Genomic DNA, 18,807 nt, shown 5'->3' with positions numbered 1-18,807 from the left:
AACGTTATTAATCTAGCACTACTGACATAAAAACCGACAAAAGTAACGCCAAAATTAGCTAGTTAGTCTTTAGACAGCCGTAATTATCAAGATTCCACTTTGCTGCCTTGCGTATCTCCTCATTTTCATCTTCTAATAGCCCGGCTAATACATCATGCGTACAATCTTTACGAACAGCAATATTAAGCCGCACTCTTTCGTCATTAAACTTCGCCATTTTCTTAAATAGTGCAGTATTAGCATGCACGCTACGCGCAAGAGCTATGGCTAAAGGCAAGTTGAAATCTTCCGACAAGCATGCAACTGCGTCAATAACTCTGGGAGTTGCAGAACTGTTTTTAACGAGGGCTAGCTTTACGCGATCAGAGTCGTCGCTTGCCAAGCCACACATCATCACCTCTCCTAAATCGTTCCGTTCCGCCAAGGCGACACGAACCACCTCACATAGATCGGCTGCGAGGGCGCCGAAGAACCGAGAGTCCAAGTTGCTCCTTCTTGCCAGACATAAACGTATTTCCTCTGTTCGATCCTTAACCAAGATAGCCCCAATACCAGTGCTTAACATCTCAACATTAGCTACTGCCAAACGTACATCTAAATCAGCATCAACGGCTAATCGACACAATATATCCTCGGTAGCCGCAGAATTCCGTACGACTGCAACTCGAACATCGACAGATGTGTCGCAAGCCAACTTGGCCAATATTTCCAGGCTAACAGTTTCTTTTTCAGCTAACGCCAGGCGGACTGCAAGCGACCGATCATGTGCCAAGGTGAAAAGCACTCTTAACGGGGTACGTGCATTTTTCAAAACAAGCATGCGGACTTCAATGACATTGTGCTCAGCTAAATGGGCTAAAACAATGGCAGATGCTAGACTCGAGGATGCGTAATACCGCGCCGTTTCTACTTCCTCGAAGATATCAAATGCAGCGTTTTTAACTAAATTGGTAAAGCGTGGGTTACGCTCCAACGCTTTCATCACTTTTTTATACGCATTCCATTGCAGAAACAAAATCCCCAAATATTCTGTATCTAAACTAGCGTTGCTCGCCAAAGGAACCAGAACTTGGTCAACAAGATTTTGAGATTTGACAACTTCTTCATTGCCATTGAAGAAGACATCCGAAGCAATCTCATTGCACACATCTTCTAAGCAAAATGATGGACAATTCCTATGTTGGAGCAATGAAGGTAATAGCTCTTGCCGATGCTCGCTCTCAAGCAATAACGCAATTGCATCCTCTGGAGTTGCGGGATTTTCTGCCAAACATTTGGCTAAATGCATATCAGCAGAGTTCGCAAAAAAAGATAAAACATCAGTATCAGTCGATGGGTCTGACGCAGCCCGCCGCAGTTCGCCCATATCAAGCGTTTTTTCGCCACCACCACGATCATTAGTTGTTGAGGAAAGGCAATCCGAAGAATTCAGGTAAACAATGAATTTGAGAAAGTCTTTTGAGGAATCGAATTGAGCGCCGAGACCGAGGGTATGGTAACCAATCCTAATCATCAGCTCGATGAGGTCTTCACCCCAATCATCATTCAAGTCTTTAACGTTCAGGTCGATATTTCCGGATACTATCGCCGGCGAATTTTTACATCTGAATAAGACGAGATATGCTATGTGACATTGGATAGTAATAAAATCTTGACCGAAAGAATCGATCTCTTGAGTAAGCATCTTTGCCCAGACGTGCGGCTCGGTAAAAATTTGATCGAAGTATTTACGCGTCGTAACACATACTTTACTGCATGTCTCTATCAAGTCCTGACCAAATGAAGAATAGTCTTCATCCTTCAACAAGAAAACTTGTTTTTCTTTAACATTTATTGCCTCCAGTAAGACTTGATCCCTGTTTGCTAGCTCATCATTTGGAAACCCTTGTTTATTGTCCCAGCCGATGATTATTCTTCTTCGCAATAGTTCGAAGAAGCAGTTCATACATGCGTTGACATCCGCTCGTGCATCGTGAGCACCATGGAAGCCGGAACCAAAGAGTTTTTTATGAAGTTCTTCGAGTGTTGGCCACTTATAGCCTTTTGAAAATCCTCTTTTTTTTATTGCGCACCAGTTCGTCGATGCCTTCATTGTGCAAATGCTTGTTTTACTGCTAAACGGAGAAGTGATATCCACCTTCCGGTAAGCTTCCTCTAGCATTGCTATGTCGAATGAAACGTTGTGCCCTATTACCGAATGCGCCTGATCTGCTACACGCAGTAATTGAGATAGGACATAGTTGAGGGGGCGGCCCTCAGCACGCGCTTTTTGTGTAGTAATGCCGTGAATTCTTGCGGCGCTGTTTGGAATCGTAAAGCCATTTGGTTGTGTAATATAGCTGTCTTTTGCTTTTATTTTTTGATCATATGAAGCAAGAATCCATGCAACCTGCACAACGTGATCGCTGTTAGTGTTTAAAGCAGTAGTTTCGCAATCGATGAATATCCACATGATTTATTCTCTTTTTACAAATACATAAATCGCCGTTCACCGCTAAGAGTGTTTCAAGTTATCTTGCGAGCCATTGGTTTTTTATTATGCCGGGACACTCCGTGATCCCGCTTTAACCAGCTGCCCATCTCCCGTGTTCAAGATGAGGTCATCGAGCAATTGAAACGCTAACCGGGGGAGGGATAACATACGGTTTTGGTGAATCGCAAGCCGTCCAGCTGCTGACCGCGCGCCTCGCCACTGTGAGTGCGACGGTCGGGCACCGCGGCACCTGGCTTACTGCGGCGCCGACTGGGGGTTTTTGTTGATCGACCGCTTTTCCCGTGCCGCCTGCTGTCTCAGATCTCCCCGAATGACCTAGTCCGTGCGCGCGACCATCTTTACCACAGTAGAGGACTATTCGACCTTGTTCCCCAACTGTATGATCACACGCGTGAACTTTTGTCGCGATGCGAAGAACCCCATCGTATTGCATACCGTGTCGTTGCATGTTTAGTGGCTGAAGTAAAACCAATCACCGTTCGGAATTTTTTAACCATTCATAAATCTGGCTAAGTAATCGGGAAACCAAAAATTCGGAAATAAACTGGCTGCTGCTTGGAATAAACATCAACCAAGAACCACCAACCCTAGGAACAGCAACACTGGGGAACGCTTGGTCCTGAAATTCAAGTGGGGCTCCCTTTTCGTATAAAACAACCCATCCGGTACAATAGTTTGATCGTCTTTTATTATCAACCTCAAATTTCAGCTCAAAATCAAGAGACTTCGATTTTAACTGCTCCCTCAACCAAGTCGACTTTTCCCGGTTTCTTTCACCGACTTCCTCTATTATCAATTCCGGAGAGTGAACCTTGATGTTGTATTCGAAAAGAACTTCTTGGCCAGTTCTTATGAGCTCTTCGAACTCTTCCTGGCTCGAATTATCTCTCGAAAGAAAGCTATGAACTTGCTTTTGAGATGTAAGTAGCTCATGATTGTCAAGCTTGTAAAGTTTACTTTCAAACTCCCGATCCATTTTTTGCGGCTGTCTATTTCGTTCATCGAGCACCAAGCTATCCAAATTCTCGTCCACATAAAGCTTAAATGATTCAAGTTCATTTTTTCTAATCCTTGACGTTAGAAAGTAATCGAATATATAGGAAACAAACTCTTTGGTTTCTTGAATCCGTTTCCCTGACGCTCGATTTTTTTTCTTTGAACGATATAGATCTGTAGGTCGAATGGGAAAATCTGAACTAATACGAATCAAGGGGATGTCAAGTTGAAACAATGCCATTTCTTTTAACCGATCCTTGTCCTGCTGTTTCTTTTTTTGATGTAATTGACCGTCGAACTCAACCGCAACAACTGGCTCACCCTTGGGGTCAAGAATCATTAGATCGACTGGAGATTTACGGAAGTAATCGTTAAAATGTTTGCTTTTTTTTACACTGTCCTGGAAAATCCGTTCCTTCTCAATCTCGATACCTCGTTTTACGAATTCCTGGTCCTGCCCTTTGCGCCAGTTTTCGAAACCTTCTTCGTGATTTGCAGCGATCTTAGATACAGCAAGATTTCGTAATCGAAGGTGAAGATTATCAGATAAAGCATCATATTTTCCTGCGATACCCGGTGGGTCTTTAATCATCGCCGCCATTGAGAATTCATGTAGAAAATAAAAGCCGGCAAGCGGATTTCGAGACTCATTCATCAAATCAATCTGTTCACGTTTGAACTCTCCAATTCGCATCTTCGTGCGCGCATCAGTTATATCTGATAGTTCCAAATCATTTGCCAAGGAATACAGTTTACCGGCATCTGTCAGCCTCATGACGATCTCCATTCTGGACCGGGTGTTATCAAAATATGGGTTGAGCATATGCCTCTTTAGACTCTCTTCGAAATGCTGTTTTGTCCGAAATTCTGGCTCATTGATAATTGTTTTCTCCTTGCTCCTTTGGCCTGCTTTTGCGACCAATGTAAGAAGATGTTGCCATGACTGACTGTCTGTTATGTCCGACTGATAAACAACAGGTATCAAGTTCCTCAAACAAGCTAGGGCAGTCTTGTCGAAATTTGAAGGCACTACTGCGGCCTCGACAGTCGCGTCGTAGTCCTTATTTATCAATAAGAGAGTTGCTATTTGAGATTTATCAACACCTTTTCCATTTTCGGTATTGATAAACTGGGATAGAGGCGTATGCCATAAAATACGGTAATGATTTATGTTCAGCTTCTTCGAGAGAAAGGAGTGACAGGCTTGTTCCGCATCCGAAAGTAGTGCTTTTTTCCTCTCTGCCCATAAAATTGATAAATGATCGCAAATTTCTTGCTCCTTTTTGTTTTGTGATAAAATTCCCGGATTTTTGGTTAAGAAATTAATAATCCATTTCTCAGCATTTGGATCTGCCTTTCGTAGATCTTTAAGTTTTCTGCCATCTGCCAGTCTGACGCCATTCCAAGCGAGTGGAAAATGGCAACGATAGTCCAAACTCGACAATTCGATGAGAAAATTACGCCAATCGCTTTCTTGAGTTTGCGTAACGGGCTTAAAAAGAATATAGGCAGGCGTTTCCGCAACGAGAAGATATTCTCGGTTCTTGATGTAGTAGGTCATTACCTGGCATGCTCCAAGATTTTTTGCTTATGAGAGAAGACTCGAATCAACCGTTATTTAGGCGTGTTCGTATTCCATGGAAGAGTTGGTAGGACGAACTTGGAACAGGCCATTCATTTCTTTCGCATCGTATATTCAATTTTATTACTACAGACGCGCTCGGACAATAAAAGTTATTTCATCTCGAATCTCAATCGCTTGCTCTTCTCCAACACATCATTAATGTCGACCCCCTGGCCCAGCAGGTTATTTAGTACTCCAGCGATCTCGGCGGCTGCGATCGTTTCCCTAAGCCATTGTTCGTAGGTTTTATCTTTCCCCTGCCGACTCATAGTATCTATCTGAACGACCTTATAGGGTAGGTCTGGGCGACCGCGCTGTATTGCCTGTGCAGCGGATAAGACAGATGGGTAGTAAACGATGGCTTCGTCCCCACCCGTTACGAACCAGCTCTTGACTTTTCTGTCCAATAAAAAAACTGGTAAAGGTGGGATTTGGATCAAACGAATAGCCCAGGATTCCTCGTCGCCCACTATTTCTGCGCTGTCTGCGAAATTAAGGCTTCGGCGGCTAGCTTTACTCATTCGGCGCTGTAGCATGATTATGCTGCTCACTTGTGGTGTTGGGAAGAATTTTCTCGGGAGTCTTTCGGTTTATACCTTTATGCAAGGTTGTTTTGATAATTTTGTTTGAGCCGTTATTGAGGGGAGATTCTTTTAACCAATCTTCTCCGGCTCAAAATGTTATGCTGTAGTCACCCATATGCCATGTAGGTAACGGCTCTGACAGAAACTCATTCAGACCCGCGCGCCGGCACAACCAATCAGACGCAATCTGTGCCAATCCCATTGCCTTGTAAAAGTAGCTGAAATCCGAGCCCAATATCTCTAGCCAACCTTGAAGGTAGGCCGCATGATCCTGACGAGGCGCTGGTAACTTATGAAAACGGGTATTTAGGACAGCCGCACCCAGCTCTGCAACCAATTCCTCAAAGGCATAGCTTTCGGTCGGATTATCGCTAAATTCCGTGCGCCCACAACGCAGACTAGGTTTTGTCCAATGCACCAACTCATGTAGCAAGGTCGCATAAAAGTTTTCCGAAGCTGATGCGTGTCGGCTCGACTGGAATTGTTTACGCAGCGGCATATAGATACAGTCTTCACTAAAGACATAGCAAGCGTTGTCGCCGCCGTAGCGTATGTTTGCCCTGGTGGCAGCTACGATGCGTTCAGCGGCCTCATTCCGTAATGTCATAAGACGCTGTGGCGCCATGTCGCTGAACAGATCAGGATGCTCATGGTCAACACCGTTAACGTCTTGATAATTGAACACGGTGTAGTGCCTGAAGCCGTGAGGCGTGGAGCTTGGCTCACCAAGCTGATCAGACTTGGTGTGCAGTACTGGGCGATAGACCCGAACGCCCTTGGCACCTCGACGCACCCTGCCTCCGTGGCGGTTCCACTGACGCAATGTCGCCCACTCCTCAGACCAATAACCACGCTTCATACCCTCGGCCCAGAGGATGATTGCGTTCTGTCCTTGAAAGGTGGCACCGGTCACTCCGTTTTTAGCTTCCTTTAAGCCCCGGTGCCACGGCATTTCCCACCGACCTGCCCCCTCTTTGATCTGAGCGAGAATGTACTCACCAATCTGGTCTTTCTCAGGAGCCGGTTCGCTGGGCTCTGGTTCGTCCGGAAACGAGAACAGCTCCGCATCTGTGTTAGGACGTTCGTCACGCATGGGCAGCCATTACGCAGTGCATCTGCGGTAGTTGTCGATTCCTTGGAATGCGCCACTGCGGGTCTTGTGCACTACGCCGCCTCCTTCGCATACAGCCACTGCTGAAAGTCCACGAAGGTTTTGCCAATCTCCACTGGGCTTCCTAGCTCCGCGACGGCATCGGCGATGGAGCCGTGATACTTGAGCCTTAGCAGCTCCTTCAGCTTGTCCTTGTCGAGTTCCTCCACGCCGCTGCGCACGTAGTGCGAGAGCACGAAGTCGAGAAAGACCTGTTGCTTCGGCGAGAAGTGGGTGGTGATGATGACTTTGGCCCGTGCCGCCCGCTCCTCGCGTGTCAAGGGTGGGGCCGCGTAGGCCACGAACGCGAGCACGTCGAACAGATCGCTGTTCTCCGCCGAGATGATGCGCTGCATCTCCGCAAGCTGGTCCCGTCCAAATCCCTGTTCCGCCAGACCGGCCAGCAGTTGCGAGCGCGTCTCCGGTTGGCTCCAGAGGGTGCGCAGCTCATCCTCGTTGTGGAAGAAATCGGGCAACCGGCCAAACAGCGACTCCATGAACTGCTGCGCGGACATCGGCGTCCCGTCCGGGTGCCAGAAGGTCGTCGCCATCATGCTCTGAATCTGCCGTTCCTTCCCGTCGGCGAGCTTCACCCTCGCCTTGGTGCGCTTCGGACACACGCACGGGTTGCGTCCGCAGACCGGGCAGGGCTCCTTGGGGCATTCGCAGGGTGACTTTCCGCAGATCGGGCACGGTGGTGGCGGCTCCTGGATGCAGACGCAGGGATAAAACCCGCAGCGGGGGCAGACCTCCGGCTCCATCGGCTCGCCGTCCCACTCGGGATCGCTGAAGTGATGGTGCGCCTTCACGAAGTCGTAGAGCGTGAAATAGCCCTTGCCGTCGTAGAGGCGCGTGCCGCGCCCGATGATCTGCTTGAACTCGATCATCGACTTGATCGGCCGCATGAGGATGATGTTGCGGATGTTGCGGGCATCCACGCCGGTCGAGAGCTTCTGCGAGGTGGTGAGGATGGTCGGGATTGTCTTCTCGTTGTCCTGGAAGTCGCGCAGGTGTTGCTCGCCGAGGGCGCCGTCGTCGGCGGTCACGCGGTGGCAGTAGTTGGGGTCTGTGCTGGTCTTTGCCTGATTGATCAGGTCCCGCACCACGAGCGCATGGGCCTGATTGGCGCAAAACACCAGGGTCTTCTCGCGCTGGTCGATCTGCGACATGAAGATGTCAACCCGCTTCTTCTCCCGCTCTCTGATCTCAATGATCCGGTTGAAGTCGGCCTCCTCGTAGCACTTGCCGGCCTCGATCTCGCCCTCGATCAGGCTGTCGTCGCTGGTGTAGACGTACTCATCGAGCGTGGTGGAGATCTGCTTCACGCGAAACGGGGTGAGAAAGCCGTCGTTGATGCCGTCCTTCAGTGAGTAGACATAGACCGGCTCGCCGAAGTAGGCATAGGTATCCACGTTGTCCCGGCGCTTCGGGGTGGCCGTCAGTCCCAACTGCACCGCCGGTGCAAAGTAGTCGAGGATCGCCCGCCAGGTGCTCTCGTTGTTGGCGCCGCCGCGATGGCACTCGTCGATGACGACGAAGTCGAAGAAGTCCGGCGGGTAGTCGCCGAAGTAGGGTGACGGCTCCCCATGCTTGGCCGGCCCGCTCATGAAGGTCTGGAAGATGGTGAAGAAGATGCTGCCGTTCTTCGGCACCCGGCCCTTCTTGCGGATGTCCTCGGGGGCGATGCGCACCAGGGCATCCTCGGGGAAGGCGGAGAAGGCGTTGTAGCCCTGATCGGCCAGGATGTTGCGGTCGGCCAGAAACAGGATGCGCGGGCGTCGCGTCGGTGCTTCGGCGCGGTTCCAGTCGGTCAGGTTCCAGCGGCTGTGGAACAGCTTCCAGGTGATCTGAAAGGCGATGAAGGTCTTGCCCGTGCCGGTCGCCAGCGTCAGTAGGATGCGCGCCTGACCCTGACTGATGGCCGCGAGCACCCGCTCGATGGCGATGTCCTGGTAATACCGCCCCTGGAAGTAGCCGCCCCGGTCCTCGAAGGGCACCGCCGCGAAGCGATCCCGCCAGTGGTTCTGGGCTGGAAAGAGCCGATTCCACAGCGTCTCTGGTGTCGGGAAGCCGGCCACCTCGCCCTCGGCACCGGTCTCCATGTCGATCTCGTAGACGCCTTGACCGTTGCTGGCGTAGCCGAAGCGGATGGAGAGCTTGCCGGAGTAATTCTTGGCTTGGCCGACGCCTTCGGTCAGCGGCAGGTCCCAGGCCTTGGCCTCCACCACGGCGAGCTTGGTGTTGCGGTACTCCAGCACATAGTCCGCCGACAGGGCTTTGCCGCGCTTGCCTGCACCCTCCAGCCGTCCGAGCGTGATCGGATACTCCCGCCGGATGCGGCTGCCGTCGACCACACCCCAGCCCGCCGCTGCGAGTGCAGGGTCGATATGCTCGGCGCGGGTCTCGGCCTCGTTCATGCTGTGCCTGTTAGAGCTGACCGGTGAAGGCGTGGTGTAGGAGGGACTGCTTTAGGGCGTCGAGTTCGGTGAGTTTGGTTTGGTAGATCGATCCGAGGTGTTGGATTTCTTCTGTGAGTGCGTCGAGAGCTTCCACTATCGCGCTTTGCGTAGCGATAGGCGGAACAACAACCGGCAGGGCTTTCACTGATTTATTGCTAATTTTCTTCATCGTTGGGTTCGCACCATGCGCTCTGCCGGTAATTTCCTTGCGCAAAGTGGTGCCTCGCATTTGATAGTAGAGGAACCTGCTCAACATTCGGTCTTGCTGAGGATTCATCCGCATGATGAGGTCTGGGTAAATCGTCGGTGTATCAATTCCAGACGCGATCGCCACGTGTCCAACAAGCTCGGGCGTGTTGCTCCGCGTAATGAGAAAGTCACCGTTCTTCACCCAATAGTTGCGACTGGGATCAGTTGGTGCCGATGTAAACTTAAGTTTATCGAGTCTGAAACGAAACCCCGTGACTGAGGATAGTGTTAGGACGGGCGTTCCCGAATCGGAGTGATTGGCTGCTGGTGGTGACCAGCCATTCTGTGGTTGGACAGCGAGCACTTTCTCGAGCTTCGTTTCCTCCCAGCCCTCTCCTTTCTTCGTAAAGATCGCGTTCAGCTCGCTCTCGAAGATCGCGCGAGCGTTCGCGACGTTCTTCTCGGCAATCTCCTTGGCCTTGGCGATACCGTCGAAGGCTTCGTCGAGCTTGGCAACAATGCGCTTTTGTTCGGGGAGTGGAGCAGCAGGTATGGGTATCTCCCGAAGATTACCCTGATTGAGCTTTGGAACAGTAAGGCCGGAAACAAACTCTGTGAGGTCGGTGTGGTTAAGATGATAGATAAGCCACTGATCCAATATAGTGTCACGATGGGGCCGTAACACGTGGGCGTGATTGTTAACCCAACACTTACCGTCGACGTGGAACGCGGAGTTTTCTCCCGCCTCCCATTTTGCGCCGTCCTCGCCTACTAACACCAGCGGTTCGTCAAAGAGGTATCCATCGACGTAGTCAAGGATGCCTGTTGCTCCGTAATAAGGATAAGGGCCGGAAACGCGGTCGCGTTGTGTTACTGGTTTCCGCCGACTATCAAGAATGTCGCAAACCTCACCAAGCGGTTTCATCGTCCATTCTTTGCTCATAGCAGCGCCCTGATCCTACCCAACACCTCCGCACTCTCCGCATCGAGCTTTGCGATCTCATCGAGGATTGCCTGCGGACTCCGGTGCACCACATCCTCTCCGCCGTTCGGATTCTTCACCGATAGATCGTAGGTGGTCGTGTCGACCGTCTCGACATCCACCGTCCAACTCTTCGGCGAGTCGGCAAATGTCTTCTGCAACTCAACAAACTCGGCGAGGTCATCGTCATTGAGCGGTGTCGTCTTGCCGAGCTTTCGGCCTGGATCGAGCTGGTAGTACCAGATCTTGCGCGTCGGCGCGCCCTTCTCGAAGAACAGCACCACGGTCTTCACCCCGGCCCCCTGGAAGGTGCCGCTCGGGCAATCCAGCACCGTGTGCAGGTTGCAGGACTCCAGCAGCAGCTTGCGCAAGCTCACCGAGGCGTTGTCGGAGTTGGAGAGGAAGGTGTTCTTGATGACCACCGCCGCACGACCGCCGGCCTTGAGCACCTTGATGAAGTGCTGCAGGAAGAGGAACGCCGTCTCGCCGGTGCGGATCGGGAAGTTCTGCTGGACCTCCTTGCGCTCCTTGCCGCCGAAGGGCGGATTGGCCAGCACGATGTCGTAGCGGTCCTTGTCCTGAACGTCGGCCAGGTTCTCGGCCAGGGTGTTGCTGTGGATGATGTTCGGCGCCTCGATGCCATGCAGGATCAGGTTCATGATCGCGATGACGTAGGCCAGCGACTTCTTCTCCTTGCCGTAGAAGCTGCGCTCCTGCAGCGTCTTCATGTCCGCCGTGGTCAGCCCCGGCAGGGCCTTCATGTGATCAAACGCCTCGCAGAGGAAGCCCGCCGACCCACAGGCACCGTCGTAGACGCGCTCGCCCACCTTGGGTGCCGTCACCAGCACCATGGCGCGTATGAGCGGGCGCGGGGTGTAGTATTCGCCGCCGTTGCGCCCGGCGTTGCCCATGCGCTTGATCTTCTCTTCGTAGAGCGCCGATAGCTCGTGCTTCTCGGCCTGGGAGCGAAAGCGCAGGGCGTCGATGTGGTCGATGATCTCGCGGAGGTTGTAGCCGCTGCGGACCTTGTTCTTGATCTCGCCGAAAATCTCGCCGATCTTGTATTCGATGGTGTTGGGGCCGCTGGCCCTCAGCTTGAAGCCGTGCAGGTACGGAAACAGCGTGCGATCGACGAAGTCCACCAGGTCATCGCCTGTGAGCGCCTGATTGTGATCGAGCTTGCCGTCCTTGCTCTTGGGCGCCGCCCAGCGCTCCCAGCGATAGGGTTGGCCCAGGATGTAGTTGTAGGGCTTGCCTTCAAGCTCCGCCTCCATCGCCCTGTCTTGTTCAAGGTCGTTGAGGTACTTCAGGAACAACAGCCACGAGGTCTGCTCGGTGTAGTCAAGCTCGGTGGTGCAGCCCGCCTCTTTCCAGAGCACATCGTCGATGTTCTTGAACGCCTGCTGAAACTGACGCCCAACCTCACTGCTCACCGCCACATCCACACTCCTGTCTCGGGATTCATCACAACCTCACAATCTAACCTTGCTGCACGCTGCGCGCACCCTGGACCCCTTACCCCTGCTCAGTCACGGGCGGCTTGGTCAGCAGATCGGCGATGGTCGTCGCCTGCTGCAGCGTACGTGGCCAGCCTGTGGGTAAGCCCAAGCTGCTTAGTGTATCCCGGTAACAACCACCCCGGCAAACGGGCAGGGGCCGACCAGCAATTTCAAATTCAATCCGCAGAGGCTTGGAGCACGCAGCGACCCGCCAGCGTTTGTGTCGGCTTCTTTGCGTGCGTATTGCGTGCTCTTTGGCTCTGCGGTTTGGCGAAGGGTGTCAGAATCTGTCAGACAGCGAAGCATTGCTTCGGTTAGGCTGCCGGATTTGGTTGACTTGTCGGACTTTATTCATGAGGGGAATGCGGAGGCAGCGATCAAGGCCCTGGCGGCTCGGTGATCTCGATGCCGGTTGGCATCACGCCTTACAGGGTTCGTCTGGTCGACAGCGGGCTGGGCAGGCGCCTTGGGGTGGAACGCGCCTTCTGGTGGCGGATGACAGCAACATGTACCTGAACCTTGCCAAATGCCACCACCTCCGAGGGTTCTCGTTGGGCGCTGCGCCTGCCGGCAATCGGCGGTACGGAACGCACGGGTGAGCGACGCCGACGAAGACAAGGCACGACTGCCGCAGGCCGTGGCGGCCGCTCAGCCCGGGGAAGATGCCTGGCATCTGGACTCTCAGCGGGGTGAACTGACTTCGCCCGAGGGCCTGGTGCAGGGGCTCTCCCGAATGGAACTCGGCTTGCTGCAGACGCTCGCCCAGGCCCGGGGCGCGACTGTCAGCCGGCGCTCGCTCGTCGAAGCGCTGGGTCGCCGCTGGTACGACTACGAGCAGACATGGCTCGATCAGGTGGTGAGTCGGCTGCGGCGCCGTTGCAAGCATCGCCTCGGCCGTTTGCCGCCGGTAAGAACCGTGCGGGGCGAGGGCTACAGGCTGTCGGAGCCGATGCAGGTGGACGAGGGCGTTGCGCTGCAACGCGCCAGGCAGGCGTTGCGCGAGTTGGTGGTCAATTTTCAGACCTTCTTCGCCACCGTCGAAGATCTCATGTTGGTGGTCGGCCTCGATGGGCGCATCCTGTTCGCCAATCCGGCCTGCGAGCACATCCTGGGCTACGACGCCGCTGAGATGGTCGGGATGCACGTGCTTGACCTGCATCCCGCCGAGCTGCGAGCGGAGGCCGAAGCGATCTTTGCCGCCATGCTGCGTGCCGAGCGCCAGCGCTGTCCGCTGCCCCTGCAGGCTAGGGACGGTGCGCTGGTCCCGGTGGAAACACGTGTCTGGCCGGGTCGCTGGAACGGGGCTGACTGTTTCTTCGGCATCATCAAGGATCTCAGTGTCGAGCAGGAGGCAAAGCAGCGCTTCGAGCGGCTGTTTCAGCTCAATCCGGCCTTCATGGCCCTGACTCGTCTGCCCGAGCGGCGGTTCGAGGACGTCAACCAGGCGTTTCTGGACACCCTGGGCTATCAACGCCAGCAGGTCCTGGGCAAATCGGCCGCCGCGCTCAGGCTGTTCCCCGACTCCACCGGCCATCAGCGCCTGGTGCGGCGTCTGCTCGCCGGTGAGCGCATCAGTGACGAGGCGCTGCAGGTTCGGCGCCGCGATGGCGAGATCCTCGATGGCCTGTTCTACGGCGAGCAGATCAGCAGTCAGGGGCAGGCCTATCTGCTGACGGTGATGATCGACATCACCCAGCGCACGCGCGCCGAACGCGACCTGCGCGCGAGCGAGCAACGCTACCGGCGTCTCAGCGCCGATCTGGAGCGTCAGGTGCAGGCACGCACCGCCGAGATCCGCACGGCGAATGCCGCGCTCCAGGCCAGCGAGGCGCAATACCGCATGCTGTTCAATAACGCCGCGGATCCCATGTTCATCATCGATCTGCATGGCCGTTTCCTGCTGGTCAACGACCAGGCCTGCCGGCACTACGGTCGGTCACAGGATGCCTTTCTGCAGCTTCACATCACGGATGTCGACACTCCCGAAGACGGCGTCAATGCCGCGGCGCGGATCGCGCGTCTGGAGCAGGAGGGGCAGGCCGCGTTCACTGCACTGCATCGCGACGCGACCGGACGCACCTTTCCGGTCGAAGTGCGTGCAACCCGGATCCGCTATGGCGGGATACCCGCCATGCTGTCCATTTGCCGCGACATCAGCGAGCAGACCGCGGCCCGCGCGCGCATCGAGTTCCTGGCCTATCACGACAGCCTGACCGGCATGCCGAACCGGATTCTGGGGCGTGACCGGCTGGCGCAGGCCATCGCCGGTGTCGCCCCGGGTCAGAACGCCCTGGCCGTGCTGCTGCTGGATCTGGACGGGTTCAAGCATGTCAACATCTCTTGCGGTCAGGGGATCGGCGATGCCCTGCTGCAGTCCGTTGCCGAGCGGCTGAACCAGCAGCGGCCCGACGGGGCGCAGCTGGCACGCCTGACGGCCGACGAGTTCCTCATCGTGCTGCCCGACCTGCATCCGGATCACTGCGAACCGGTGGTGCTGCAAACCTGCGAAAGAACTACAGCAGGTTCTGGCGGCGCCCTTCGATATCGCCGGCCGGCAACTCAGCATCACCGCCTCGCTCGGCGTCGCCCGTTATCCGCAGGACGGTCGGGATGCAGACACCCTGCTGCAGAATGCCGGTCTTGCGCTGAGTGCGGCCAAACAAAACGAACCGCACAGCGTTTGTCTGTTCGAGCGGAACATGAAAATTGCGCTGATGCGTTTTCTTGAGACCCGCGAGGCGCTGGCCGGCGTGTTGCAACAGACGCAGCTGGAACTGTACTACCAGCCGCAGCTGGATCTGCGAACCGGGGCCGTGGTCGGCGTCGAGGCCCTGTTGCGCTGGCGGCGACCGGGCGTCGGGCTGCTGGTACCCGCGGATTTTCTCGATGTCGCCGAAGAGAGCGGACTGATACTGCCCATCGGCGCCTGGGTGCTGCAACAGGCTTGCCGTCAGGCCGCGGCCTGGCGCAGCGCAGGCTGGGCGAACCTGATCATGGCGGTGAATCTCTCGGCGGTTCAGTTCCGCCAGGGGCGGGTGAACGAGGCCGTGTCGGCCGCTCTCGCGGACAGTGGATTGCCCCCTGAAAACCTGGAACTTGAGATCACGGAATCCATCCTGCTGCAGGGTGAGGAGGCCGTGCTGGAGACGCTGGCGAACTGGAAACAACAGGGTATTCGGCTGGCCATCGACGACTTCGGTACCGGTTACTCCAGCTTCGGCTACCTGAAGCGCTTTGGCGCCGACAAGATCAAGATCGATCGCTCCTTCATCAGGGACATCCATGCCGATGTCGAGAGTCCGGCCATCGTGCAGGCCATGATCCAGTTTGCCCGCGCCCTGCGACTGCGCATCACGGCCGAGGGGGTGGAGACGCCAGCGGTCGCAGAGAGTCTGCGGCGCATGGGTTGCGGCCAGGTGCAGGGCTTCCTCTACGCAAGGCCGATGCCTGCCCCCGAGCTGGAGCGCTGGCTGCGGGCGCGTGACAACCCCGCGCAGGTGCTGCCGTCAGGCGAGGCGACATAGCGTCGAGAGCCGGTGCCGGGGCATGCGCGCGGTGGCGTTGTTCATGGATTCCGTGCCGGTGGCTCCATGGACCAGGGCGGTCTAGGGATCAGTCGGGCCATCGCCGAAGGTGACCGCCAGCAGCGCCTCGACGCCCTGGGCCTTGATGCGTCTGATGGTCTCCTTGCGGTTTCGCTGACGCCGGTTCGCGCGCAGTGCAGCCAGGGCGTGGATGGCGCCCTGCCGATACGCCCTGATGCGCTCACGGTAGCCCGCGCTGCCTGTCTCGACCTGGACGACATCCGGGTCAGCGTGAATCGGTGCGGGGTCTGACGGCATGGTGTCCGGTTCAGCGCTCGCTACCTTGTCAGCAAAGGCCGGGGTTGCAGCATGCGCCAAGGTCGGCAGCCATGTATCCGCACCACGCTTCCAGTCGCGTAGCCCCAGTCTTTTCAGCAAGCCGCCGTGCTGGAGCACGGAATACCGCAACGCCTCGCGCTGCCCGATGTACTCGACGAACACCTCCCTTTCCGAGGGGTCATCGATCCATTGCCTGGCAAACAGGTCGATCAGCATGGGGCTGAAATGTCGCCAGTCGATGCCCGAGATGGTCTCTGCGCCCTGGTCCCTCGCCGCCTTGATCACGCGCTCGATGCCGTCTTCATAGCCCGGGAGCGTCTGGGCAACGTGCATGCCCAGCCAGTAAAACTCGGTATCCGCGGCCCTGGCCAGCTGTCCGCGGAGGTTCGACGACGCCTCTTCCTGGTTGCCGCCAAGCAGACCGCTTGCGTTCCGTCTGAGGTTTCCGTGCGAGGCCAGGAATTCATCGCTCCTGGCCTGGTATTCATGCTGGAATTCCAGGATGAACTTTTTGATGTCGCGTTCCCATTGTCTGAAATCCTGTTCGGCGACCTTGATTTCCTTGTTGATCTCATCGGTCGTGCAGGGCGCGCAGTCGAGTTTTTCGAACAGTCGCTCGACGAGCGTCTCATAGCAACCCCGGCAGAACGTGGTGTCTGCCCCGTCGCAATACGGAAAGTCCGCGCTCATTGCGTCGACGATTCGACGCTTGCAGGATGTCAGCGTATCGCCCTTTGCGATCGCAGACTCGACCTTGTGGACCAGCGCGTTCATCCTGTCTTCGTAGAACTTCTGATGAACGCCCCGCTGAACCTTGTGGATAGTTGAATCGTAAGAGAGAGCCATGGATGCAGAGCCGTTGCAGAGGCGAAGTCGGTCATTGTGATGCGAGCGTCTCACCCGGACCAGGTCCCCGCCCTGATCCGAACGGCGGGGGGCGGGCCGTACAGAAAACGCCCAGTGGGCGCTGGTCAGCCAATGCCGACCAGTCGGTACCGGTCAGTCGATGCCGGTTGGTCAATGCCGGTCAGTGAACGCTGTTCTTTTCCGCACGTGAGTGTAGTCTGTGGGCAATCATGGCTGCAAATCGCCGGCAGGCTGCATCCAGGTGCAGGGCAGGAGGCGTGCCGATTGCTGGCCTGGAGCGGGTTTTACGGTCGGGGGTGACGGATGAGCAAGGGGACCGCGTGGGGTGAACACCGAGGGAGGGGCAGGGTCATGCCGGGTGCGCTGACCGGCATCCCGGCTTTCGTGTGGGTCTTGATGCTGGCGCTGCTGCTGCTGGTGGCCTGCGCCCGCAGCGATGACCCGACTCGGCCGCGGCCGGACAAGGTCTATGCCGATGGCTTCGTCACGCCCATCGAATCGGTGACCATCGAGGCCGACGGCGGCAGCATCGTCGGGTCCTACGACGCCTGGCTGCGCCTGCGGCCGACGGGCGGGCTGGAGGCCCGGCTCGAAACAGAGTACCAACCCACGGATTGCGCGCCGGCTGAGGCCTATTTCCAGCGCAAGCTGGCGCTGGTCGGGCTGTCCGTCGGTACCGGCCGATTGTCCTGCCGCAAATACACCAACACCCGGCTGCCGTTCGAGAACGGCCGCTGGCTGCTGGAAAACGAGACCGACGGGCGCGTCTACTACCGCATCTGGAAGACCCGCTGAGCACCTATCCCAAATTATGGTGACAGCATACATATTTAGGCCCCTCTGTTACAAAGGGGTTACGGGTAGCACTTCCTTCATCGAGTGAGGAGCGATGCGTTTTTTCAATACCGAAGGTCCAGTCCGGCCTGAGGATCACTACCTGTTGCCGCCGCTGCAGCGCTGGGATCTGGATGAGGTGCTGACCCTGATCGAGCAGAAGAAATATTTTCTGCTCCACGCCCCGCGGCAGACCGGTAAGACCAGTTGCCTGCTGGCGTTGAGGGATTTTCTGAACCGTCAGGGGCACTATGGGGCTGTCTACGCGAACCTCGAGACGGCACAGGCGGCGCGTGAGGATATGGCCCTGGCGATGACTGACATCGTGCAAACCATCGCTGCCGAAGCCAGACGCCAGATCGGAGCGCAGGGGATCGAGGCGCTTGCGGACGAGGTGCTGGAGCGCAGTGCGCCGACCCGTGTGCTGCGTGCCTTTCTGGCCCACTGGTGCGAGGGCACCGAGCGGCCGCTGGTGCTCCTGCTCGACGAGGTCGATGCGCTTGTGGGTGATACCCTGATCTCGTTGTTGCGCCAGTTACGAGCGGGCTATCCGCAACGGCCAGGTGGTTTTCCGAGTACTGTCATCCTCTGTGGCGTACGAGACCTGCGTGACTACCGGATTCATGCTACCTCGGAGTGCGCGCCCGTCACCGGTGGTAGTGCCTTCAATATCAAGGCCGAGTCGCTGCGGCTGGGGGACTTCTCGGTCGATGAGGTGACGGCCTTGCTCGCCGAACACACTATCGAGACCGGACAAGCCGCGTATGCTTGCCAGTGGTCCGCAGGACTCGCTGCCCCAGTTCAGTCCGAGCTGGCTCACGCCTCAGGGGGACCTGGACCCCGATGCCCTGCTTGCGGCTTTCCTGGACTTCTGGCGCCAGCATGGTGAGGCACTGCTCGGCAGTGTCCCCTACCACGAGATCGCTCCGCATTTGGTGCTCATGGCCTTTCTGCAGCGGGTGGTCAACGGCACGGGGACGTTGGAACGCGAATACGCCATTGGCCGCGGCAGGATGGATCTGTGTCTGCGTCACCGGACCCAGACGCTGGCGATCGAGATCAAGGTCTGGCGACCCGGCGCACCGGACCCACTGGTTGAAGGGCTGGCGCAACTGGACGCCTATCTGGCCGGAATGGGACTGGAGACCGGCTGGCTGATCATCTTCGACCGTCGCCCGGAAGCGCCGCCACTGGCTGAGCGGCTTGGATTGGTCCGGACCCGGAGCCCCGCCGGGTGTTGGGTCCAGGTGGTTCGGGCCTGAGCCG

The 18,807-nt window shown here is 56.2% G+C and carries 12 protein-coding genes and 2 pseudogenes; 6 read left to right on the top strand and 8 right to left on the bottom strand.

All coding sequences use genetic code 11. From position 1 onward, the window contains the following. Positions 1-58: 58 nt before the first annotated feature. The 7 genes from F2Q65_RS09285 to F2Q65_RS09255 all read right to left on the bottom strand — a co-directional run bounded on the left by F2Q65_RS09285 (position 59) and on the right by F2Q65_RS09255 (position 11,911). A complete protein-coding gene (locus tag F2Q65_RS09285) occupies positions 59-2,452 on the bottom strand; it encodes an exonuclease domain-containing protein (RefSeq protein WP_150092681.1) in 2,394 nt (797 codons plus the stop codon). Between the two features lie 514 nt (positions 2,453-2,966). Continuing rightward, the gene (locus F2Q65_RS09280) at positions 2,967-5,051 is read right to left on the bottom strand and encodes a DUF2726 domain-containing protein (protein WP_150092679.1); all 2,085 of its coding nucleotides are present in this window, start codon (positions 5,049-5,051) and stop codon (positions 2,967-2,969) included. Between the two features lie 173 nt (positions 5,052-5,224). Beyond that, positions 5,225-5,650, bottom strand: coding sequence for a hypothetical protein (locus F2Q65_RS09275; protein WP_150092677.1), 426 nt, complete (start codon positions 5,648-5,650; stop codon positions 5,225-5,227). A gap of 136 nt (positions 5,651-5,786) precedes the next feature. Next, the gene (locus tag F2Q65_RS09270; protein ID WP_150092675.1) at positions 5,787-6,791 is read right to left on the bottom strand and encodes an ArdC family protein; all 1,005 of its coding nucleotides are present in this window, start codon (positions 6,789-6,791) and stop codon (positions 5,787-5,789) included. 71 nt (positions 6,792-6,862) lie between these two features. After that, positions 6,863-9,265: an EcoAI/FtnUII family type I restriction enzme subunit R gene (gene hsdR, locus F2Q65_RS09265; RefSeq protein WP_150092673.1), complete on the bottom strand. Its 2,403-nt coding sequence runs from the start codon at positions 9,263-9,265 to the stop codon at positions 6,863-6,865. 10 nt (positions 9,266-9,275) lie between these two features. Beyond that, a complete protein-coding gene (locus F2Q65_RS19435) occupies positions 9,276-10,439 on the bottom strand; it encodes a restriction endonuclease subunit S (protein WP_170265622.1) in 1,164 nt (387 codons plus the stop codon). Next, on the bottom strand, positions 10,436-11,911 hold the full coding sequence (locus F2Q65_RS09255; protein WP_150092671.1) for a class I SAM-dependent DNA methyltransferase: 1,476 nt from the start codon (positions 11,909-11,911) through the stop codon (positions 10,436-10,438). Before F2Q65_RS09255 ends, F2Q65_RS19435 begins: the two co-directional genes overlap by 4 nt. A gap of 592 nt (positions 11,912-12,503) precedes the next feature. On the opposite strand from F2Q65_RS09255, the pseudogene F2Q65_RS09250 reads away from it, so the two are divergent. The 3 genes and pseudogenes from F2Q65_RS09250 to F2Q65_RS09245 form a co-directional block, all read left to right on the top strand. Further along, positions 12,504-14,441, top strand: a pseudogene (locus tag F2Q65_RS09250) (PAS domain S-box protein); the annotation flags it as partial. 4 nt (positions 14,442-14,445) lie between these two features. Further along, positions 14,446-14,583: pseudogene (locus F2Q65_RS20415) on the top strand (hypothetical protein); the annotation flags it as partial. Positions 14,584-14,676: 93 nt separating this feature from the next. Continuing rightward, the gene (locus F2Q65_RS09245) at positions 14,677-15,501 is read left to right on the top strand and encodes a putative bifunctional diguanylate cyclase/phosphodiesterase (protein WP_150092667.1); all 825 of its coding nucleotides are present in this window, start codon (positions 14,677-14,679) and stop codon (positions 15,499-15,501) included. An 81-nt stretch (positions 15,502-15,582) separates the two neighbouring features. Here F2Q65_RS09245 and F2Q65_RS09240 read toward each other — a convergent pair whose 3' ends face one another. Then, positions 15,583-16,614 carry a hypothetical protein gene (locus tag F2Q65_RS09240; RefSeq protein ID WP_150092665.1) on the bottom strand — a complete coding sequence of 344 codons (1,032 nt, stop codon included), beginning with the start codon at positions 16,612-16,614 and terminating at the stop codon, positions 15,583-15,585. Positions 16,615-17,058: 444 nt separating this feature from the next. Here F2Q65_RS09240 and F2Q65_RS09235 point away from each other — a divergent pair, with 444 nt between their 5' ends. From F2Q65_RS09235 to F2Q65_RS19935, 3 genes are all read left to right on the top strand, one after another. Then, positions 17,059-17,502 carry a hypothetical protein gene (locus F2Q65_RS09235; RefSeq protein WP_150092663.1) on the top strand — a complete coding sequence of 148 codons (444 nt, stop codon included), beginning with the start codon at positions 17,059-17,061 and terminating at the stop codon, positions 17,500-17,502. A gap of 94 nt (positions 17,503-17,596) precedes the next feature. Continuing rightward, positions 17,597-18,430: an ATP-binding protein gene (locus tag F2Q65_RS09230; protein WP_246156110.1), complete on the top strand. Its 834-nt coding sequence runs from the start codon at positions 17,597-17,599 to the stop codon at positions 18,428-18,430. 52 nt (positions 18,431-18,482) lie between these two features. Further along, positions 18,483-18,803 (top strand): hypothetical protein, encoded by a 321-nt coding sequence (locus F2Q65_RS19935; RefSeq protein WP_246156109.1) that lies wholly within the window; start codon positions 18,483-18,485, stop codon positions 18,801-18,803. The last annotated feature ends 4 nt before the right edge of the window (positions 18,804-18,807 follow it).

This window comes from Thiohalocapsa marina (genome assembly GCF_008632335.1).
Lineage (GTDB): Bacteria > Pseudomonadota > Gammaproteobacteria > Chromatiales > Chromatiaceae > Thiohalocapsa > Thiohalocapsa marina.
Note: the sequence above shows the minus strand (reverse complement) of the source record. Positions and strands in the feature narration are given on the sequence as shown.

What these genes read in the sequence shown, in the direction of transcription:
- F2Q65_RS19435 (WP_170265622.1), bottom strand. Translation starts at nt 10,439, where the DNA reads ATGAGCAAAGAATGGACGATGAAACCGCTTGGTGAGGTTTGCGACATT.
- F2Q65_RS19935 (WP_246156109.1), top strand. Translation starts at nt 18,483, where the DNA reads ATGGCCTTTCTGCAGCGGGTGGTCAACGGCACGGGGACGTTGGAACGC.
- F2Q65_RS09275 (WP_150092677.1), bottom strand. Translation starts at nt 5,650, where the DNA reads ATGCTACAGCGCCGAATGAGTAAAGCTAGCCGCCGAAGCCTTAATTTC.
- F2Q65_RS09230 (WP_246156110.1), top strand. Translation starts at nt 17,597, where the DNA reads ATGCGTTTTTTCAATACCGAAGGTCCAGTCCGGCCTGAGGATCACTAC.
- F2Q65_RS09235 (WP_150092663.1), top strand. Translation starts at nt 17,059, where the DNA reads ATGCCGGGTGCGCTGACCGGCATCCCGGCTTTCGTGTGGGTCTTGATG.
- F2Q65_RS09245 (WP_150092667.1), top strand. Translation starts at nt 14,677, where the DNA reads ATGAAAATTGCGCTGATGCGTTTTCTTGAGACCCGCGAGGCGCTGGCC.
- F2Q65_RS09285 (WP_150092681.1), bottom strand. Translation starts at nt 2,452, where the DNA reads ATGTGGATATTCATCGATTGCGAAACTACTGCTTTAAACACTAACAGC.
- hsdR (WP_150092673.1), bottom strand. Translation starts at nt 9,265, where the DNA reads ATGAACGAGGCCGAGACCCGCGCCGAGCATATCGACCCTGCACTCGCA.
- F2Q65_RS09240 (WP_150092665.1), bottom strand. Translation starts at nt 16,614, where the DNA reads ATGAACGCGCTGGTCCACAAGGTCGAGTCTGCGATCGCAAAGGGCGAT.
- F2Q65_RS09280 (WP_150092679.1), bottom strand. Translation starts at nt 5,051, where the DNA reads ATGACCTACTACATCAAGAACCGAGAATATCTTCTCGTTGCGGAAACG.
- F2Q65_RS09270 (WP_150092675.1), bottom strand. Translation starts at nt 6,791, where the DNA reads ATGCGTGACGAACGTCCTAACACAGATGCGGAGCTGTTCTCGTTTCCG.